Origin of the sequence: Blattabacterium cuenoti, from assembly GCF_014252335.1 — a bacterium.
In the GTDB taxonomy this organism is placed as follows: domain Bacteria; phylum Bacteroidota; class Bacteroidia; order Flavobacteriales; family Blattabacteriaceae; genus Blattabacterium; species Blattabacterium cuenoti_AL.
Genome location: NZ_CP059218.1, coordinates 221,029 through 242,522, shown reverse-complemented (window position 1 = coordinate 242,522; position 21,494 = coordinate 221,029). Strand labels below are relative to the sequence as shown.

At 23.1% G+C, this 21,494-nt stretch carries 19 protein-coding genes, 1 tRNA gene and 1 pseudogene; 10 read left to right on the top strand and 11 right to left on the bottom strand.

The features are described from left to right. Positions 1-11: 11 nt before the first annotated feature. The 7 genes from H0H37_RS01145 to rsmH form a co-directional block, all read right to left on the bottom strand. Positions 12-1,166: an FtsW/RodA/SpoVE family cell cycle protein gene (locus H0H37_RS01145; protein ID WP_185882663.1), complete on the bottom strand. Its 1,155-nt coding sequence runs from the start codon at positions 1,164-1,166 to the stop codon at positions 12-14. Continuing rightward, positions 1,150-2,526 carry a UDP-N-acetylmuramoyl-L-alanine--D-glutamate ligase gene (gene murD, locus H0H37_RS01140; RefSeq protein ID WP_185882602.1) on the bottom strand — a complete coding sequence of 459 codons (1,377 nt, stop codon included), beginning with the start codon at positions 2,524-2,526 and terminating at the stop codon, positions 1,150-1,152. The genes H0H37_RS01145 and murD overlap by 17 nt, the downstream gene beginning before the upstream one ends. Next, the gene (locus H0H37_RS01135) at positions 2,526-3,683 is read right to left on the bottom strand and encodes a phospho-N-acetylmuramoyl-pentapeptide-transferase (protein ID WP_185882601.1); all 1,158 of its coding nucleotides are present in this window, start codon (positions 3,681-3,683) and stop codon (positions 2,526-2,528) included. The genes murD and H0H37_RS01135 overlap by 1 nt, the downstream gene beginning before the upstream one ends. A 46-nt stretch (positions 3,684-3,729) precedes the next feature. Beyond that, positions 3,730-5,208, bottom strand: a complete 1,479-nt coding sequence (locus tag H0H37_RS01130) for a UDP-N-acetylmuramoyl-L-alanyl-D-glutamate--2,6-diaminopimelate ligase (RefSeq protein ID WP_185882600.1) — start codon at positions 5,206-5,208, stop codon at positions 3,730-3,732. A gap of 106 nt (positions 5,209-5,314) precedes the next feature. Then, positions 5,315-7,099: a peptidoglycan D,D-transpeptidase FtsI family protein gene (locus H0H37_RS01125; protein ID WP_185882599.1), complete on the bottom strand. Its 1,785-nt coding sequence runs from the start codon at positions 7,097-7,099 to the stop codon at positions 5,315-5,317. Between the two features lie 17 nt (positions 7,100-7,116). Beyond that, on the bottom strand, positions 7,117-7,437 hold the full coding sequence (locus tag H0H37_RS01120) for an FtsL-like putative cell division protein (RefSeq protein WP_238785509.1): 321 nt from the start codon (positions 7,435-7,437) through the stop codon (positions 7,117-7,119). An 11-nt stretch (positions 7,438-7,448) separates the two neighbouring features. After that, positions 7,449-8,339 carry a 16S rRNA (cytosine(1402)-N(4))-methyltransferase RsmH gene (rsmH, locus tag H0H37_RS01115; RefSeq protein WP_262887203.1) on the bottom strand — a complete coding sequence of 297 codons (891 nt, stop codon included), beginning with the start codon at positions 8,337-8,339 and terminating at the stop codon, positions 7,449-7,451. A 97-nt stretch (positions 8,340-8,436) separates the two neighbouring features. Between rsmH and tgt the strand changes: the two genes are divergently transcribed. Then, positions 8,437-9,567 carry a tRNA guanosine(34) transglycosylase Tgt gene (gene tgt / locus H0H37_RS01110; protein WP_185882597.1) on the top strand — a complete coding sequence of 377 codons (1,131 nt, stop codon included), beginning with the start codon at positions 8,437-8,439 and terminating at the stop codon, positions 9,565-9,567. A gap of 78 nt (positions 9,568-9,645) precedes the next feature. Here the strand turns inward: tgt and H0H37_RS01105 are convergent, their stop codons facing one another. After that, a complete protein-coding gene (locus tag H0H37_RS01105) occupies positions 9,646-11,256 on the bottom strand; it encodes a trypsin-like peptidase domain-containing protein (RefSeq protein ID WP_185882596.1) in 1,611 nt (536 codons plus the stop codon). Positions 11,257-11,308: 52 nt separating this feature from the next. On the opposite strand from H0H37_RS01105, the gene dapF reads away from it, so the two are divergent. Beyond that, positions 11,309-12,106 (top strand): diaminopimelate epimerase, encoded by a 798-nt coding sequence (gene dapF, locus H0H37_RS01100; RefSeq protein WP_185882595.1) that lies wholly within the window; start codon positions 11,309-11,311, stop codon positions 12,104-12,106. Positions 12,107-12,118: 12 nt separating this feature from the next. Next, the gene (locus H0H37_RS01095; RefSeq protein WP_185882594.1) at positions 12,119-13,216 is read left to right on the top strand and encodes a M42 family metallopeptidase; all 1,098 of its coding nucleotides are present in this window, start codon (positions 12,119-12,121) and stop codon (positions 13,214-13,216) included. On the opposite strand, the gene H0H37_RS01090 is transcribed toward H0H37_RS01095, so the two are convergent. Further along, the gene (locus tag H0H37_RS01090; RefSeq protein WP_185882593.1) at positions 13,206-14,231 is read right to left on the bottom strand and encodes a redox-regulated ATPase YchF; all 1,026 of its coding nucleotides are present in this window, start codon (positions 14,229-14,231) and stop codon (positions 13,206-13,208) included. The two genes, H0H37_RS01095 and H0H37_RS01090, sit on opposite strands and share 11 nt — an antisense overlap. Before the next feature lie 78 nt (positions 14,232-14,309). Here H0H37_RS01090 and tatC point away from each other — a divergent pair. Beyond that, positions 14,310-15,108 (top strand): annotated as a pseudogene (tatC, locus tag H0H37_RS01085) (twin-arginine translocase subunit TatC). Between the two features lie 102 nt (positions 15,109-15,210). On the opposite strand, the gene H0H37_RS01080 reads toward tatC, so the two are convergent. Both H0H37_RS01080 and smpB read right to left on the bottom strand, forming a co-directional pair. Further along, positions 15,211-16,323: a hypothetical protein gene (locus H0H37_RS01080; protein WP_185882592.1), complete on the bottom strand. Its 1,113-nt coding sequence runs from the start codon at positions 16,321-16,323 to the stop codon at positions 15,211-15,213. Positions 16,324-16,354: 31 nt separating this feature from the next. Then, positions 16,355-16,804: an SsrA-binding protein SmpB gene (gene smpB / locus H0H37_RS01075; protein WP_185882591.1), complete on the bottom strand. Its 450-nt coding sequence runs from the start codon at positions 16,802-16,804 to the stop codon at positions 16,355-16,357. Between the two features lie 97 nt (positions 16,805-16,901). On the opposite strand from smpB, the gene H0H37_RS01070 reads away from it, so the two are divergent. From H0H37_RS01070 to murI, 6 genes are all read left to right on the top strand, one after another. Continuing rightward, positions 16,902-17,783, top strand: a complete 882-nt coding sequence (locus H0H37_RS01070) for a transketolase (protein ID WP_185882590.1) — start codon at positions 16,902-16,904, stop codon at positions 17,781-17,783. A gap of 27 nt (positions 17,784-17,810) precedes the next feature. Next, complete coding sequence (locus H0H37_RS01065) at positions 17,811-18,794, top strand: transketolase family protein (protein WP_185882589.1); 984 nt, start codon at positions 17,811-17,813, stop codon at positions 18,792-18,794. Positions 18,795-18,870: 76 nt separating this feature from the next. Next, positions 18,871-20,124: a 3-phosphoshikimate 1-carboxyvinyltransferase gene (locus tag H0H37_RS01060; protein ID WP_185882588.1), complete on the top strand. Its 1,254-nt coding sequence runs from the start codon at positions 18,871-18,873 to the stop codon at positions 20,122-20,124. 34 nt (positions 20,125-20,158) lie between these two features. Beyond that, positions 20,159-20,230 (top strand) — tRNA-Glu (locus H0H37_RS01055). Between the two features lie 20 nt (positions 20,231-20,250). Next, positions 20,251-20,484, top strand: a complete 234-nt coding sequence (gene rpsT, locus H0H37_RS01050; RefSeq protein WP_185882587.1) for a 30S ribosomal protein S20 — start codon at positions 20,251-20,253, stop codon at positions 20,482-20,484. 191 nt (positions 20,485-20,675) lie between these two features. Beyond that, positions 20,676-21,491: a glutamate racemase gene (gene murI / locus H0H37_RS01045; RefSeq protein WP_185882586.1), complete on the top strand. Its 816-nt coding sequence runs from the start codon at positions 20,676-20,678 to the stop codon at positions 21,489-21,491. Positions 21,492-21,494: the final 3 nt, after the last annotated feature.

The following is a 21,494-nucleotide window of genomic DNA, read 5'->3' as shown; positions in this document are numbered from 1 at the left end:
AAGCTATAGATTTATTCTTGTTTTTGTTCAATCATTCTACTAACACTCAATATAATGCCAAAACTAAAAAAAGTCACCCACATAGAAGTTCCTCCTGCACTAATAAGTGGCAGTGTTTGTCCTGTTACGGGGAATAACCCAACAGCTATACCCATATTTACTAATGCTTGATTAATAATAGGAAATCCTACGGAAAGAACTAATAAGGTACAAAAATAATTATCAACTTTTGTAGCAATCACTATAATTCTAAATAAAATCATAAGATATATGAATAATAGTATTACTCCACCAAACAATCCATATTCTTCTATAATGATTGAATAAATAAAATCAGAATAAGATTGCGGAAGAAATGCTTTTATAATACTTTTTCCAGGCCCTCTACCAAATTTTTTACCTAAAAAAATAGCTGTTTTAGATTGTTTCATTTGATAACTATTATTAGATTTTGGATCAAAAAAATTTTCTATTCTACTAATCCAAGTATTTACTCTATTCATTGAATTTTTTTCTACTACTCTTATGACAGAGTAAATATATAGACCAGCTGATAATATTACAATTATAAAAAAAATAATCAATCCTTTTAATGGATATCCACCCATAAAAAGAATCATTACAACTGAAACAAACACAATAATTGCTGTAGATCCATTTGCAGGAAATATTAATCCAATAATTAAAAATATTGGAAATAATAAAAAAACAAAAGAGTGATAAATATTAATGTTATTTTTTGTGGATAAATATCTAGCACAATAAATAAAAGTTACTAGTCCAGCAATACTTGAAGTTTGAAAAGATATATTGATAATAGGAATATATAACCATCTAGAAGCGTTAACTCCATCTAATTTTTTTCCTTGTATAAGAGTTAATAGCAATAAAATTAAAATTATAGGAATTGCAAAAACCGACAAACGATAACAATGTTTATAATTAATAAATTGAGATAAAAAAAGAATTAAATAACCAATTAGTAAAAAAAAAGCATGTTTAAATAAATAATTAAAAACAGTAGTATCGCCACCATATGTATACACTAAATTAGTACATGCGGAATAAACAGGTAGAAAAGAAAATATGGACAATAAACTGATAAAAGCCCATAAATATTTATCTCCTTTTGTATATTTTGCTAAAAAATCATTTATTGTTTTCATCATAACAAAAAAGTTTTTTAACTTCTTTTTTGAATGTTATTCCTCTCTCTATATAATTTTTAAATATATCCATACTAGAACAAGCAGGAGAAAGAAGAATATTATCTCCACTAAAAGACAAAAAATATGCTATACGAACAGCTTTTCTAACATTTTGGGTCTCCAAAATAATATCAATAATATTTTGAAAATAATTTTTAAAATTACTATTTTCTTTACCTAATAAAATAACAAATTTTACTTTTTTTTTAACTAATGTTAATAATTCTAAATAATCATTTCCTTTATCTTTTCCTCCAGCTATCCATATTATAGGATAGCTTAAACTTTTTAATGCATAAAAAACAGAACTTACATTAGTTGCTTTAGAATCATTAATGAATGAAATTCCATTTATGCTCATGACAGGTTCCATACGATGTTCTATAGGCTTCAGTCCTAATATAGTAGAAATTATAGATTTTTTAGTAACATTTAATAAACTAGTGGCTAATATACTAGCTAAAATATTATAAAGAATATGATTTCCTATTAAAGGGATATTTCGTAGTTCTAATATATGTGACTCTTTATAATTTTTTTTTCTAATGAAAATAGAATTGTTTTTTATATATGCTCCTAAAGATAATTCCTTTTGTATAGAAAAAGGAATACAGTGAGATTTAATGTTAAAATGTTTCATTGCTTCTCTAATAATAGGATCATCATAATTATAAATAAATATATCTTGACTTTGTTGCAATGTTGCTATTCTAAATTTAGAAACTATATAATTTCTAATATTAGAATATATATTTAAATGATCTCTAGTTATATTTAATAATACTGAAATATTAGAACGAAATTTGCGACAGTCATCTAATTGGAAACTACTTACTTCTAAAACATAATATTTTTTTTTTTTCAAAACTTCTTTTGCAAAACTTTTTCCTATATTTCCTGCTAGTCCAACTTTAATACCTTCTCGTTTAAGTATTTTATAAATCATCATTGATGTAGTAGTTTTACCATTGGTACCAGTAATACTAATTAGATAAGAATCTTGTGTATAATTTTTACCAAATTCTAATTCAGAAATCATAGTAATTCCATAATGATTTATTTTTTTTATAATTGTATCATTTGTTGAAATTCCTGGACTTTTTATAATTTTATTATATTTATTTAAAATTATACTTTCTGTGTGTTTGTTTTCTTCAAAACAAATGTTATTTTTTAATAAAATTGTTTTGTTTTTATGAGAAATACAACCTGAATCAGATACAAATATTTTCAATCCCATTTGTTTAGCTAACAATGCAGCTCCTACTCCACTTTCACCACCACCTAATATAACTATTAATTGTTGTGTTTTGTTCATTATTTATTGCGCATTAAATAAAAACTTATTAAAGAAGATAGTATAATTTGTATTATACAAAAACGATAAACTATTTTATTTTCGTGATAACCTAATTTTTGAAAATGATGATGAATAGGAGACATCAAAAAAATTCGTTTTTCAATTCCATATATGTTTTTATACAATTTGAAAAACAATACTTGTATCACTACAGAAATATTTTCAACAAAAAAAATTCCAAATATCACAGGAAATAATAATTCTTTTCTTAAAAAAATTGATATTACTGCTATTATACTTCCTATAGTCAAACTTCCTGTATCTCCCATAAATATTTGAGCTGGGTATGCATTATACCAATAAAATCCAATTAACGCACCTAAAAGAGAAATAGAAAATATCATAATTTTTTCTATATTTGGAATACACATAAAATGAGTAGATGGTTGATAAAATCGATGACTTGAAAAACAAGTAAATAAAAATAAAGTAATTACAATTATAGAAGAAACTCCAGATGTTAATCCATCTATTCCATCAGATAAATTCGTGCTATTCGACATAAATACAATTATGAACATAATAATAGGCACAAACATCATCCAAGTATATTTTTCCCAGTTTTTATTGTAATAAGTCATAATAGAAGTATAATCTAATTCATCATTACGAAAAAAAATAGGACAAGTTGTTTTTAAACTATGTCTTGTTGTAGTAGTATCATTATAAGAATAGTTATTAACAATATTAACTTTTTCATCAATTATAGTAATGTTTCTATTAAAATACATTGTACAACCTATAAATATTCCTAAAATTAATTGCCCCAATATTTTCAAAATTCCACTTAATCCTTTTTTATTATATGTTATTTTTATATAATCATCAATAATACCTATAGTTCCCATCCATAATGTTGTACTTATAAGCATAAGTACATATATATTATTCAATTGAGAAAAAAACAATGTTGGAATTAATGTAGCAATTATAATACTAATTCCACCAAATGTTGGAGTTCCTTCTTTTTTTATTTGCCCAACAAGACCAAGATTTCTTATTTTGTCTGCTATTAAATTATGTTTCTTTATATTCCAATAAATGATGGCTTTATTAGATAATAATGAGATCATAATTGATAACATAAAAGAGATTAATAAACAGTATAAAGACATAACATAACATAATAAATAATAAAGTAACTCTTTATAAGATTTAAGTTTATTTATTGGTTAACAATTGTTTAGCTACAATCATATCATTAAATGGATAACGATTCCCTTTAATTTCCTGATAATTTTCATGCCCTTTTCCTAAAATAAGAATGATATCTTTTGTTTTTGCAATTTTTATTGCATATTTAATAGCTTGTTTTCTATCTACTATTGTGAATAATACTTTTTGTTTAATTGTAAATAATATAAATTTTTTCATATCATGTAGTATTTCTTCTGGATCCTCATTTCTAGGATTATCTGAAGTAAAAATTGATATATCACACATATTATAAACTATTTTCCCCATTAAAGGACGTTTTGTTTTATCTCTATTTCCTCCACATCCTATTATACATAACAATTTTGATGTTTTTGATTTTAAATTATTCACAGATATTAACAAATTTTTTAATCCATTTGGATTATGAGCATAATCTACTATTATATGAATTCCAGAATAAGTAATAAATTGTTCACAACGTCCTTGGATTGGTATAATATTTTTCAAGTTTTTTAAAATTATAGATTCTTTATCCTCATCCTCCAATAGTATAGCAGCTGTTCTATAACTGGCTAAAAGATTATACACATTAAATTTTCCAATCAAAGGGAACATGAATCTATATCCATTAATCATTAATAAATTTCCATAAAAAGTTTGATTAATGATTTCAATTTTGCAATTATATTGATGTATAATTCCATAAAAATATAATTTTGCTAACAAATTTTGCGTAATTATATGTGAATATTGATCATCAGCATTAATTAATGCAAAAGAATGTCTTGTTAAACATTTTTCAAAAAAAGTTTTTTTAATATATAAATAATTATTAAACGATTTATGATAATCTAAATGATCATGTGTAATATTAGTAAAAATTCCACCAAAAAAAGATAATCCATTAATTCTATTTTGATGAATGCCATGTGAACTAACTTCCATAAATGCATATTTACATCCTTTTTTAATGGATAAATGTAAATATTTGTTAATATCAATAATATTAGGAGTAGTATGTATAGTCTCCAATTTTTTATCCAATATTATAATACCTGTTGTAGAAATGAGTAATGGTTTTTCTCCAAGATGAAAAAACAATTGATAAAGAATAGATGATACTGTTGTTTTACCATTAGTTCCTGTAATTCCTATTAATTTGATTTTTTTTGTTGGATTATCATAATAATTAGAAGCTAGATTTCCTAAAATATCTATGGCTTTTTTTACTAACACATAAGTAATTTCATGATTAATAAGACATCTATGAATTTTTTCACAAATTATAACAGTAGCTCCTTTTTTGATTGCTTCTTCTATAAAATTATGTCCATTTTTTGTTTGGCCTTTATAAGCTATAAAAATCATATTATTTTTAATAGATTTGGAAGATGTAGACATACCTTCTATGAATTTATTATCATTTCCTATAATTTTTAATACCGGAATATTTTTTAATATAAATTGTAATGATTTTTTCATTATTAGAATTTCAAAAATATATTTTTATTTTTTTTCAATTTGCTTCCAGGTTTGATAGATTGATAAAAAAGATAAAGCACTTTTACAAATCCTTAATATTATACTTTTAATCCATCATTTTCCAATTTGGATAAATGGATTTTACAATATTATCAAATACTGGAACAGCAATTTCGATTCCGTAGTATCCAGTTTTTGGTTTTGAAATAACAACAATACAAGAATATTTTGGATTTTTTGATGGAAAATATCCAACAAAAGAACTATTGTAAGTTAACGGTTTGTTTTTAATCCAATAGTTTAATTGTGTAGTTCCAGTTTTTCCTGCATATGGATATTTTGGATTGTAATATTTTTTTGCTGTACCATGTTTGACAACTCCTTCCAACATATTTTGCAGTTTTTTTATAGAAGATTGTTTTGCTATAGAAGGATTAATGACTATAGGATTCGTATATTTTTTAATACTTTTACCACGATACTTTATTTCTCTAATAAAAATAGGTTTAATCATTTTACCTTGATTGGCAATAGCATTATAAAAAGTAAGAATTTGTAAAGGAGTTAATTTTAAATTATATCCAAAAGTCATCCATGGTAGTGTAATACTACTCCAATTTTTGTCTCCAGGTTTTGGGATAATGGGAGCACTTTCTCCTGGAATATCTATGCCAATTTTTTTATTTAAATTCCATTCAAACAAATATTTTAAAAATTTTTCAGGATGTTGCTTATAATGATTATAAATAATTTTTGCAATTCCCACATTTGATGAATGTTCCAAAATTTGTTGTGTACTGATTGTTTTCATTCCTTTACTTTGATAAAGTATATTATTATCTCTTATTTCTTTTCCTTTTAATTTAAAAACTCCATTATTAATCTTTATCATTTCATTTGTGTCTATTTTGTTATCTTCTAAAGCTACTAATATAGAAATAGTTTTAAAAGTAGAACCTGGTTCACTACCTTCCCATACAGAAAAATTTCTAACATCTTCATAAGTATTATTTTTAGTTTTTTCTAAATTTATCATGGCGGGAATTTTTCCACTTTTAACTTCCATTAAAATCACACATCCATGATCTGCACGGGATTTATATAATTCTTTAAGTAAAGCATGATATGCTATATTTTGTAAATATATATCTATAGTAGAATAAACATCTTTTCCATCTTCTGGTTCTATTGAATGTTGATAATATAATGGTTTCCATATGTTTGCACTTATACGTTGTTCCAAACGTTTACCATCTTTTCCTTTTAAATATTTGCTAAATGCTCCTTCTAATCCAGCTTTTCCTCTATGATCATCATATCCTAAAGTTCTTTTTCCAATATGTTCTAGTGGATGCACTCTATATATTTTATTTTCTACAATAAACCCACCTTTTATTTTACCTTTGTTAAAAATTGGAAAAGTTTGCAAAATTTTTAAATTAGCATAATCTAAATTTTTTGCTAACAAATAGTACCTGTTACCAATTTTTTTTTCATATTTAAACTTATAATAAAAAAATGATTTTGGTTTTTTAAAAAATGATGCTAAAGAATTGCATAATGCAAAAATATTTTGTTCAAAAACTTGATCTGAAATAGATTTAAAATCAATATGTACGTTATATTGTATAATCGACATAGCTAAAATACTTTTATCTGTGGCATATATATTTCCACGTTTAGCTTTTATTAAATTAATTCTAATTATATTGTTTATCAAAGATTGTTTATAATGATCTGAAGAATGTTGAATGTGACATAAATTAAAAATAATTAATATAGCAAGAGAAAGAAAAAAAAAACTAATTGTATAAGATTTATATAATAAAAAATATCTTTTTCTAGTAGAGAAACTACTATTAATATTATTATTACTATATTTTTGTTTCATCTATATTTTATTTATCATTATTTTTCTATAATCACCTCATATGGAGCGGTTTCCACATGCTTGAATTTTGTTGATTGTTTTAATACAGATACTAATTTTATCCTAAGATATCTACTTTGTATAGATGCATATTCAGATTTTAATTCTTTAATTTCTTCATTAATTTTAGTTATTTTTCTGATTTCTTGATCCATTATATGAGAACTAGTAATACTCATTAAAGATAAAAATGTAATGAAAATAATAAAATTCCAATTATGATAAGATTGTTTTTGTACTAAAAACTTTCCTTTTAATATATCTTTAATGTTCATTAAAATATCTTTAATTTTCATCATACATATATAAATTATATTTTTTCTGCAACTCTTAACTTTGCACTCCTAGAGTTTGGATTAGATTTGATCTCTTCTATATTTGGTCTGATTACTTTATTATGAATCATTTTAAATGGTATAATATTATTAATTTTTATATTATTTAATTTTCCTTGTTTAATAAAATATTTAATAATTCGATCTTCTATAGAATGATATGATATAAAAGAAATTCTACCTCCAGGCAATATAATTTTAGAAGATTCTATAAGAAGAGTTTTTAAACATTGAATTTCTTGATTGACTTCGATCCTTATAGCCTGAAACAATTTTGATAAAAATTTTTTTCTTTGATGAAAAGAAGATTTTTTTAATAAAAATAAATGTATTAAATCCGATGTAGTTATAATAGGTTGTTTGAAACGAAAATTTAATATTTTTTTCACAATTTTCATAGGGTTATTAAATTCACCATATTTAGAAAATATATAAAATAATTTTTTTTCTGAAGATTGATTGATAACATGTAAAGCTGAATAATTAATTTTTTGATTCATTCTCATATCTAAAATGCCGTTGACTTGATGTGAAAATCCTCTACATGGATTATTGATTTGAAAAGAAGAAAATCCTAAATCTACTAATAATCCTGATATTTTTTTGATATTGATTCTTTTTAAAATGTGTTTAATATTTATAAAATTATCATGAAATAAATGAAGTCGTTGATCTTTAATACAATTATTTTTTATAGATTCCTTATCTTGATCTACAGCAATTAAAATGGCTTGTGTATTTAATTGTTTTAATATTTCTAATGAATGGCCTCCACATCCAAATGTAGCATCTACATAAATACCTTTTTTATTGGTAATTAGTAATTTTACGCTTTCTTGTAACATAACTGGGTTATGATAAAACAAATTCTGATTTTTTTTTTACAATTCATTGTGTTCAATTCTTGTATTTGTAATTTTAAATAATAGACAACTAAATTAGTATTTATCATTTAATATCATAATGAAATTCAATTTAATCAAAAAGGATAAATTTACTAAAAGTAGAGTAGGAATTTTAATAACTGATCATGCTAGTATGGTAACTCCAATTTTTATGCCAGTTGCAACAAAAGGAGCTATTCAATGTGTTTCTAAACATGAATTAGAAAACATTGGTTATCAAATGATTCTTGGAAATGCATATCATCTATATTTTTATCCTGGACTTGAAGTTTTATATAAAATTCAAGGACTTCATACTTTTATGAATTGGCATCAATCAATTCTAACAGATAGTGGAGGTTATCAAATTTTTTCTATGAAAAAATTAAATGAAATAACTGAAGATGGAGTAAAATTTCGATCTATTTTCAACGGTAGTATTCATTTTTTCTATCCAGAAAAATCTATGAAAATTCAACGTATAATAGGTGGAGATTTAATCATGGCCTTTGATGATTGTCCTCCATATCCTTGTAGCTATATAGAAGCAAAAAAGTCTTTAATACGAACACATATATGGTTAAAAAGATGTGATAATTATTTAAATAATAATCCAGAAATATATAATCATAAACAAAGTTTTTTTCCTATTATTCATGGTAGCGTGTATTCAGATTTAAGACAATTTTCAGTGGAAACCGTAAGTTTACTAAAAGAATATGATGGATATGCTATAGGTGGATTAAGTCTTGGAGAACCCCAAGAAAAAACGCAATATATTACAAATCTAATAACTGATCAACTCCCTGAAAATAAACCTAGATATTTAATGGGTGTTGGAAATCCTGCAAATATTTTAGAAGCTATTTCTCTGGGAATCGATATGTTTGATTGTGTAATTCCTACAAGAAATGGCAGACATGGTTTATTATTTACTTGGCAAGGTATTTTAAATATAAAAAATAGTAAATGGAAAAAAGACTTTTCCTGTTTAGATGAATTTGGTAGCTCTTATGTAGATAAAATATATAGTAAATCTTATGTAAGACATCTTTTTTCTTCTAAAGAAAATTTAGCTCAACAAATAGCTACTATACATAATCTTGCTTTTTATTTTAATCTTATGAAAACAGCAAGAGAAAAAATATTAAACAATACTTTTTTACATTGGAAACAATCCATTATTCCAAGATTAATGCATCGGTTATAATAAATAAAATAATTCATTCAATTACTTATATACTACTTATACTTACTAATTACTACCTAAATACTAATACTACTAATACTAATGAATATTAAAACTAGCTATATAGATATCTCCATTTAATTTAATAGCTTTGAGTGTCACATATCCATCATATTTTTTTAATAAATTATCTACATCTTGAGGATTTTTTATTTTTTTTCCATTAATAGATATTATAATGTCACCTACATTTATTCCAATTTCATTCAACTTTCCATTTATATTTATATTTACAACTTTAATTCCATCATGTATTCCATAATTTTTTTTATCTTTTATTTCTAATTTTTTAAAAGTTCCTCCTAATACATATGATTGTGTGATATTTCTATTTGGTTTATTATTTGTGATTTCTGTTTGATTTTTATCATTATTTTCCTCTTCATCTTTATTTTCTTTTTCTGAATTTTTTAAAACTACATCACAATCCATTATATTGTGTTTTCTTAAAAATGTTACTTGTAATTTATCGCCAGGAGATTTGGTTCCTATAATCATTGATAAATCAGATATATTTTGAATAGGATGTCCATTGATATTTTTAATAATATCTCCTATTTTTAATCCAGCATCATAAGCCCCACTTTGATTATATATTTTTTCAATTAATAATCCTGATTTAGATTTTATATTACATTCTATTTTAGCTAATTCAATTCCTTTAATTCCTAGACACGCACGTTGAACAAAACCGTATTTTTTAATATCTTGTACCACTTTTATTACTATATTTGAAGGTGCTGCAAAACTATATCCTATATAATTTCCAGAATTAGACGAAATTGCAGTATTAATACCTATTAATTCGCCATTAGTATTTACTAATGCTCCACCACTATTACCTGGATTTACTGCTGCATCAGTTTGAAAAAAAGATTCTATAGGTGATACATGTTGATTTTCTCCTTTTAAAATTCCTAAATGTCTATTTTTTGCACTTATTATACCTGCAGTAACGGTTGAATTTAAATCAAAAGGGTTACCAATTGCTAAAACCCATTCACCAACTTGTACTTTATTAGAATCTGAAAAAGAAATAAATGGTAATCCTTTTTCATTTATTTTCAACAAAGCAATATCTGTACTAGAATCTTTACCTATTAACTTAGCGTTATAAGATCTTTGATTATTTAATGTTACTTCTATTTTATTAGCATTTTCAATTACATGATAATTTGTTACTATGTATCCATCAGAAGATATTATAACACCGGATCCATGAATCCCTTGTATTTCTTCTTCATCTTCATCAATATTATTATTATAATGATTTTTTATTCCTTTTCCTTTTCCTTTATTTTTGAATTTTAATCCTATACTATTTCTTCTATAACTATCTGGAAATCCAAAAAATAAATCAAATGGATCAAAATCAATTTTTTCATTTTCATTACTATAAGATTTAGAAAAATTTTGAATATTTACTACTGCATTAATAGTTTTACTTACTGCTTTAGTAAAATCTGGAAATCCATGATCATTACTACTGCTAATTAACATTGGATTAGTCCATTTAAATCTCAATGGATATGTAGTATTATAAAGAAAATTAGATTCATTTTGTTGTTGTGTATATTTTGTATATGTAGTCATAGTTATTATTGAACTAATTATACTACTAATAATAACATAAAAAATTATTTTCTTCATATATTTATAATGTAATGCATGCAAATATGCATTTTTTTTATAAAAAATTTTGATGAAAATAACTTTTTTGAAATATCAAGGTACTGGAAATGATTTTATTATTATAGATTGTAGATATCAAATAATTCCATACGATAATATAAATTTGTTAAAAAAATTATGTAATAGACATTTTGGTATTGGAGCAGATGGAATTATATTAATCACAAAAGATAAAAAGAATGCAAATAATGACTTTTATATGAAGTATTATAATTCTGATGGTAAAGAAAGTACTATGTGTGGTAATGGAGGTCGTTGTGCTATATTATTTGCAAAAACAATGCAAATATCAAAAAATAATATGATAAGTTTTAGAGCTATAGATGGTCAACATTATGGAAAAATTTTAACTAACAATTTAGTCTCTATACAAATGCTTAATATTGATTCACATACCATAAAAATAAATACCAAATATATATTTTTAAATACAGGTTCACCTCATCATATTATTTTTGTACAAGATATAAATAACATAAATGTTAATCAATGTGGAAAAAAAATACAATTTCAATATTTAGAAAAAGGAGTAAATGTTAATTTTGTAAAAATATTAAAAAATAATGAACTTGCAATAAGAACTTATGAACGAGGAATTGAGCATGAAACTCTTTCATGTGGCACAGGTGTTGTTGCATCTGTTATTGCTTCATATCAAACTAATAAAATAAATATTACAAAAAACATTTTAACTTATACTAATGGAGGTAAATTGTGGGTATCATTTATGATAATTAACAATACATATAAAGACATTTCTTTAACAGGATCAACTACATTCATTTTTAAAGGTTACATTGAAATTTAAAACATTTTGGATATGGATAAAACTTATTATTACATTAACGCAGAAGATATTAAATTTTTACAAAAATATTTAAATAGTGTTTCTCCATCTGGATATGAAAGTGAAAGTCAAAATATATGGAAAAATTATATAAAAAATTATGTTAATAAAATAACAACAGATTTATATGGAACTGTTGTTGGGATACTAAATCCTAATAATTCTCCATATAAGTTAATTATTGAAGCACATGTGGATGAAATTTCTTGGTATGTTAATTATATTTCTCATAATGGCATGATATATGTGTCTAGAAATGGTGGAATAGATCATCAAATTGCTACATCTAAAAAAATTGTTATTCATACCAAACAAGGATTAATATATGGAGTTTTTGGATGGCCTGCAATTCATACTAGAAAAGCTTCATCAGAAGAAAAATCTCCAAATATAGATAATATTTTTATTGATGTTGGAGCTCATAATAAAAAAGAAGTAGAAAAGATGGGTATCCATGTTGGATGCTTAATTACTTATCCTGATCAGTTTTTTATTATTAATAAAAATTATTTTGTTTGTAGATCATTAGATAATAAAATAGGAGGTTTTATAATTTCACAAGTATTGAAAAAAATAGTACAAGATAAAATAAATTTAAAATTTGGATTATACGTAGTAAATTCTGTTCAAGAAGAAGTAGGATTAAAAGGAGCAAAAATCATTTCTAATATATTAAATCCCAATATTGTAATTGTTACTGATGTAACTCATGATACCTCAACTCCTATGATTGATAAAAAAATTCATGGTGATATTAAATGTGGATGTGGTCCAGTTATTGTTTATTCTACATCTATACATAGAAACTTGAGAGAATTATTAATAAATACAGCTAATAAAAATAAATTATCTTTTCAACATTTAGTAACATCTATAAATACTGGAACAGATACAGATGCATTTGCATATTCTAATAAAGGTGTTTTATCAGCTTTAATTTCTATTCCCCTTAAATATATGCATACTACTGTTGAAATGGTACATAAAAATGATGTAGAAAAAACAGTACAATTAATATTTGAAACTATTAAAGAAATTAATCATAATGAAAAAAATTTTTTTATTTATTAAATATAAATTTAATAATATCTCCATCTTGAATGATATAATTTTTTCCAACTAATAATTTTTTTCCAACTTGTTTTACTTTATTTTCTGATTTATATTTAATAAAATCATTATAGTGAATAACTTCAGCACAAATAAATCCTTTTTTTAAATCTGTATGAATTTTAGAAGAAGCTTGATAAGTAGTCCAATTATTTGGAATTGACCAAGAACGTATTTCTTTTTTACCTATTGTAAAAAAGCATTGTAAGTTAAATAATTTATATACCATCTTAATAAGATCATTTATTTTTGATTGGTATAAATATTGTTTTTTTTCATGCAAAGATAAACTAATAAATGGAGCTTGTTCTTTTTCCGTTACTTTTTGTAAATATTTAAGATCATCATCTTCATGTTGATTTGCATTTGCTACATAAATAACAGGTTTAAGTGTTAATAAATGCAAATCTTGAATGTCATCAATTTCATTTTGTTTAAATGGAAACATTCTTATATTTTTTCCCTGTTGTAAAAACAGATGAATTTTATTTAAAGTATATAATAGATCTTGTCTATTTACATATAATTTTTGATGTTTTTTTAATTTATTAATTTTATTTTCTATTGTTTCTAAATCTTTTAATTGTAATTCTAGGTCTATAATTTCTTTATCTCTTATTGGATTAATATTATTTTCTACATGAATAATTTTTATATCTTTAAAACATCGAATTATATGAATAATCACATTAGTTTCTCTAATATTAGATAAAAATTTATTTCCTAATCCATTTCCTTCATGTGATCCTTGTATTAATCCTGCAATATCTACTATTTTAATTTCAGATGGAATTATTTTAATAGAATTAATAAGCATTTTTAATTTTATTAATCTGTTATCTGGAACGATTGTATATCCATAATTTGGTTCAATTGTGGAAAAAGGAAAATTGTCTGATCTAGCTTTAGAATTAGAAATAAAATTAAAAAAAGTTGATTTTCCTACATTAGGTAATCCAACAATTCCACATTTCATTATATAATTTATTTTGTATTTGTTTATTTAATTTATATAACTTTCTACATACAACACAAAACATATTTATTATTTTTTATTAATATGAAAGAAAAAATACTTCCTGTGTGGAGACATATTGAAGAATTAAGAAAACATCTTATACGTAGTATTATAGCAATTATTATTGCCACAATTATTCTTATGAAGAATAAAGAATTTATATTTGATTATATACTTTTTGGTCCTGTTAAAAAAAATTTTTTTACTTATCGAATAATTTATAAATTATCATTTTTTTTTTCATACTCCAATTTATTCAATATTTTCATATAAACATTTAGACATACAAAACAGATCAATTTTTGGACAATTTAATATTTATATATGGGCTTGTTTATGGGGTGGAGTTATATTATCATTTCCTTACATATTTTATGAATTTTGGATATTTATATGTCCTGCACTTTCTAAAAAAGAAATAAAATATACTAAAAATATTTTAATAATTGCATCATTATTATTTTTATGTGGTATATGTTTTGGTTATTTTATATTATTTCCTTTTATCATTTTTTTTGGAACTAATTTTCAAATTAGTTCTATCCCTAAAAATATATTTGATTTATCAGATTATATATCATTAGTAATAAATACAATGTTATCTATGGGAATAACGTTTCTTTTTCCATTATTTATATATCTGTTAACGAAATTCAAATTACTTTCTAATATTTTTTTAACAAAATATAAAAAACATGCTTTTTTAATTATTTTAATTTTTTCATCTGCTATTACACCAGGTGATTTGATAAGTACAATAATTGTTTTAATTCCATTACTAATTTTATATCAAATTAGTATTTATATATCTAAATATTTTTCTACAAAAACATAATAGCTAAATAAAATAAATTATTCCATATAAATATCATTATTTGATTTTAATTATTTTTTAGTTAATGGTAATGGTATAGGTATAAGTCACAATTATATAGTTTTACTTTTTATTTTTGTTGTAAATTTTTTTCTTATTAGTTTTTTTCTTATTAGTTTTTTTCTTATTAGTTTTTTTCTTATTAGTTTTTTTCTTATTAGTTTTTTTCTTATTAGTTTTTTTCTTATTAGTTTTTTTCTTATTAATTTTTTTGTTAGTAGATTTTTTGTTAGTAGATTTTTTGTTAGTAATTTTTTTCTTATTAGTTTTTTTGTGACTAATTGATATGTCTAAATTTTTATCTTTTTTATCTTTATCATTTTTTGTTGTATCATCTTTTTTATCTTTATCTATATTTTTTGTTGTATCGTCTTTTTTATCTTTATCATTTTTTGTTGTATCATCTTTTTTATCTTTATCATTTTTTGTTGTATCATTTTTTTTATCTACATTTTTTACATTTATGTTATTATAAATGTTTTTTAAACATGTATCATTTTTATGTTTATCTTGATTTGATTCTATATTAAAATTATACACAATCCCCATAGAATGTCTCCAAAAATTTAAATAATCTTTTAGAACTGGTTTAGTATGTGAAAATACATGATTATATTCACTTTGAACATTGATTCCTATATCTGGTAATATCCATAAATTCATACCAATACCACCATCTAACAATAAAAAATGAGTTGCATTTTCAAGAAATGTTTTTTCTTTAGAAATAATTAATTGATGATTATCATAATTAAAAAAATGGTATCCTAGTCCTAATTTTAAATAGGGATCAAGTCGTGCATATTTATATATATGATAATTGATTCCAGGAATAATTTTATAATAATGACCATCGTTAGTATTCCACTTATTATTTTCTGTTATTCCAAACGAAGAATCTAAATATAGATCTATCTGTTTTGTAATCTTATTTACTAATTTTAAATTATAAAAAGGTAGTAAAATATTATTATTATTTTTTATAAAAAAATTTTTAAATGGAGAATTGATTGGTGGATAATTTAAATCATCTATTCCAATTTGAATTTCCCATTTTTTTTGAGATCTTGGATTTTTAAAAAGTGATTGAGAATGGACTACAGAACAAGAAGATAACAATAACCATAAAATAAAAAGATATTTGATATTTTTCATTTTCATAAAAAAAAGATTCATAATAAAAAAATTAAAATTTAACAAATATATATTAAAAAAAAATATTTATACTCTTCTTATTTTTAAGCCAATCTCTTTTTTTAATAATTTCACGTTTATCATATATTTTTTTTCCTTTTGCTATAAAAATTTTTAATTTTGCATATCCTGTTTTACTAAAAAATAATTTAAAAGGAATTATAGTTAATCCTGAACCTGAATTTGTAAGTTTTTTTTGTATTTTTTTTAGTTCATGCTTAGTTAACAATAATTTTCTTTTTCTATTATTATCATATTGAATAGTAGTATTGTGATTTGCAGTTTGATATTGTTCTATATATATATTAATAGAATATAATTCATGATTGATAATTTTGCAAAAACTTTCTGTTATATTTACTTTATTTTTTCTTATTGATTTTACTTCCGATCCAAAAAGTTGAATTCCAGCTATGTATTCTTCTAATAAGTGATAATAAAATTTAGCTTTTTTATTTATCATACATAATTAATTATTATTTTTGTTCAAATGTTTATCAAATGTTTAAAAATAATAAATAATTAGTTTTTTTGTATATAAAAATTTTTATTATTCAAATATGTATTATATAAATGTCAAAAATTCCAAAAAAAAACATTATTTAACGGATCTATGTTCTCAAGTAAGAAGAGATATATTACGTATGGTTTATTATGCAAATTCTGGACATATAGGTGGGTCATTAGGATGTACAGAATATTTAGTAGCTTTATATCAGGAAATAATGTTTTTTGATCCAAAAAAGTTTACAATGAGTGGTCATAATGAAGATTTATTTTTTTTATCTAATGGACATATTTCTCCAGTTTATTATAGTGTATTAGCTCGTACAGGATTTTTTTCTATTCAAGAACTTTCTACTTTTAGAAAATTAAATTCTCGTTTACAAGGACATCCATCTAGTCATGATGGACTACCAGGAATTAGAATATCTTCAGGATCATTAGGACAAGGTATGTCAGTCTCTATTGGAGCCGCATTATCCAAAAAACTGGATAAACAAGATAATAAACTTATTTATAGTTTACATGGAGATGGAGAATTAAATGAAGGACAAATGTGGGAATCTATTTTATATGCCGGATCTAAAAAAATCGATAATTATATAGCTACTATAGATTACAATGGACAACAAATAGATGGAACAACTGATGATGTACTTCCTTTAGGAGATTTAAAAAAAAAATTTCAGTCATTTGATTGGATAGTTTTAGAAGAATATGAAGGTAATAATATTGAAAAAGTTATCAATATTTTAAAACAAGCTAAAGATGAAACTAAAAAAAAATTTCCTATTTTAATTATACTTCATACTCAAATGGGATATGGAGTTGATTTTATGGTTGGTAATAATATATGGCATGGTAAACCAGTTAATAAAGAAGAATTAAATAAAGCATTAAATCAAATTCCTGAAACATTAGGAGATTATCCAATCTAAATAATACAATAAATAATTATTATGCATATGCAAATTAAGTATGAAAATCAAGGATTCAAAGAAACTAGAGCTGGATTTGGAAAAGCATTAGTAGATTTAGGTAAAAATAATAATAAAATAGTTGCATTATGTGCCGATTTAACTAATTCTTTATCAATGACAAAATTTTCTCAAAAATTTCCTGACCGATTTTTTCAAATAGGTATAGCAGAAGCAAATATGATTGGAATTGCTGCTGGATTAAGTATTGGAAATTATATTCCTTTTGCAGGAACATTTGCAAATTTTGCTACATCTCGTGTATATGATCAAATTCGTCAATCTATTGCATATTCTAAAAAAAATGTTAAAATATGTGCTTCACATTCTGGATTAACTTTAGGAGAAGATGGAGCAACACATCAATGTTTAGAAGATATTGGAATGATGAAAATGTTACCTGGTATGACGGTTATTAATACTTGTGATTATAATCAAACTTATGCTGCCACTATCGCTATATCAAAATATATAGGCCCAGTGTATTTACGTTTTGGAAGACCAGCAGTAGCTAATTTTACCGATATCAATCAACCATTTAATATTGGAAAGGCTGTAGTTATGAAAGAGGGAAAAGATATTACTATTGTATGTACAGGACATTTAGTCTGGGAATGTTTGGAAGCAGCAAAAATCTTAGAAAAAACTATGAAAATTAATTGTGAAATAATAAATGTACATACCATTAAACCTTTAGATGAAACAACTATTCTTAATTCTATTATAAAAACCAAGTGTATTATAACAGCAGAAGAACATAATTATTGGGGTGGATTAGGAGAAAGTATTTCTAGAATTATTATGACAAATCATAAAAGTGATACTACTATACAAAGTATAATTGCTGTAAATGATACATTTGGAGAAAGTGGAAAACCAATGGAATTATTAAAAAAATATCATTTAGATAAAGACTCAGTTATACATCATGTTAAAATAATAATTAAAAAAAAAATTAAAAAATACATTTAACATTATTTATCATCATATATAAGCATATATAGGTTATATAGATTTCTTCATTTATTTATTAATTAAATAAAAAATTATGTATTCTTCTTGCAATATTCAAATTAAAAAAGAAAATAATGAGTTATTAGGATCTATTATAATTAGCGGATCTAAAAGTATTTCTAATCGTTTATTAATTTTGAAAGCTATATATCCAGATGATATTTATATTACAAATTTATCAAATTCTGAAGATACAAAATTATTACAACATAGTTTATCAAGCACTTCTAATATATTAGATATTAATCATGCTGGAACTGCTATGCGATTTTTAACATCTTACTTATCTATTATAGAAGCAAGAGAAGTTATTTTAACTGGATCAAAAAGGATGAAAGAAAGACCCATATCTATTTTAGTCAATGCATTAAATAAACTTGGAGCTAAAATTATTTATTTAGAAAAAATTGGATATCCTCCAATTAAAATATTTGGAAGAAAAATATTAGGAGGAGAAATAGAGGTTAATGCAACTATCAGTAGTCAATATATTAGTGCACTTATGTTAATTGCAAGTAAATTTGATCATGGATTAAAAATTCTTTTGAAAGACAAAATTACATCTATTCCATATATTAATATGACTTTTCATTTATTAAATCAGATAGGTATTAAAATATTATGGAATCGAAATTTGATTCAAATTTATCCAGGAAAGAAAAAAATTACAAAATATTTTTATATTGAATCTGATTGGAGTTCAGCATCATATTATTATTCTATGGCTGCTTTATCAAAAAAAGTAAAATTAACTTTAAAATCTTATACAAAACATAGTATTCAAGGTGATAAAAAAGTATTTGATATATATAAACAATATTTTGGAATATCAACAATTTTTAGTAAAAAAACAATAATTTTACAAAAATTGTCTTTGAATTTTGTTCCACCTAAATTTATTAATTTAGATTTGAATCAAACACCAGATATAGCACAAACCATTGCAGTGACTTGCTCTTGTTTAAAAATCAAATGTTTATTACATGGATTAGAAACTCTTAAAATTAAAGAAACAGATAGATTACAAGCATTAAAAGAGGAGTTATATAAATTTGGTATTAAAATTAAAATTACAAATTCTAGTTTAGAAATATTCGATTTTTTTTCTATTTCCAAACAAAATTGTTATCAAGTAAATACGTATCAAGATCATAGAATGGCAATGGCATTCTCTGCATTTAGTTTATTTTTTCCGATTAATATATTACAATCAAATGTTGTAGAAAAGTCATATCCTTTTTTTTGGAAAGATTTACAACAATTAGGATTTTCAATTACATCAATGTAATATTATTAATATAAAAAAATTAAATTTACATTTTGGCCCATTCGTCTATTGGTTAGGACATCAGGTTTTCATCCTGAAAAGAGGGGTTCAATTCCCCTATGGGCTATAAATAAAATATTATTTTTTATGGGTGCCCAATCATATTCTTCTCTCAAAAGACTTAGACAAAATAAAATTCGACGTAATCGAAATAAATATATATATAAAAGTACAAAAACAGCTATAAAAAAATTATTAAAAAATCAAAACAAATATTCTAAAGTAATTTCTATGATAGATAAATTAGTAAAAAAAAATATTATACATGTTAATAAAGCATCAAGATTAAAAAATAAATTAAAAAAATATATATCATATTAGATGATATAGATAGATAGTTAGGAATAATTAATTATAATAGTTAGATAGTTAGATAGTTAGATAGTTAGATAGTTAGATAATTAAAGTTAGTAATAATATTAATATAATTAATGATTATGATTACATTTAACTTAACATAAAACATAATATAAACTTATCCTTTCCTTATATTATATTTACAAATAAAAAATATGAAATATTATTTTCCCATTGGAATATTTGATTCTGGAATTGGTGGACTTTGTATTGCTAAAGAAATTATAAATTATATGCCTAATGAAAGATTATTTTATGTTGGAGATACAAAAAATATGCCTTATGGAAATAAATCTCAACATTTTATTCGTCATCATTCTATGAAAATAGTTTCTTTTTTATTTCAACACCAATGTAAAGCTATAGTGATAGCATGTAATTCAATTGTATCTAATGCTTTAGATATTATACAAGAAAAATTTAGTCAAAAAACAATATTATTTAATGTTATAGATCCAGTAATAAAAAATAAAATATTTTTTTCATATAATAAAATTGGCATTTGTGCCACACATGCCACAATTAGATCACAATATTACCAAAATAAAATGAAAAAACATTTTCCTCATTTAACGATTATTACAAAATCTATACCATTTTTAGCAAAAATTATTGAAAATGGCATACACACACATCAGTTAAATTCTCTTATTCAAGAGAGTTTTAATTCATTTATAAAAAATATAGATCTCTTATTATTAGCATGTACACATTATCTATTTTTAAAAAATGCAATAAACAATATTTTTAAAGAAAATATTCGTATTATTGAAATACAAAAAATAGTAGTTAAAGACATAATAACAACATTATATAATAAAAATTTATTAAATACAGTTCCTATTTATCCTATCCCTATCAATAATCATCATATTATTTTTTATACTTCTGATTTCATTTCTCCTATTTTTTATGCAAAAGTTAAATCCATTTTTAAAAACAATTTTATTGTAAAACAAATAAATTTATAATTT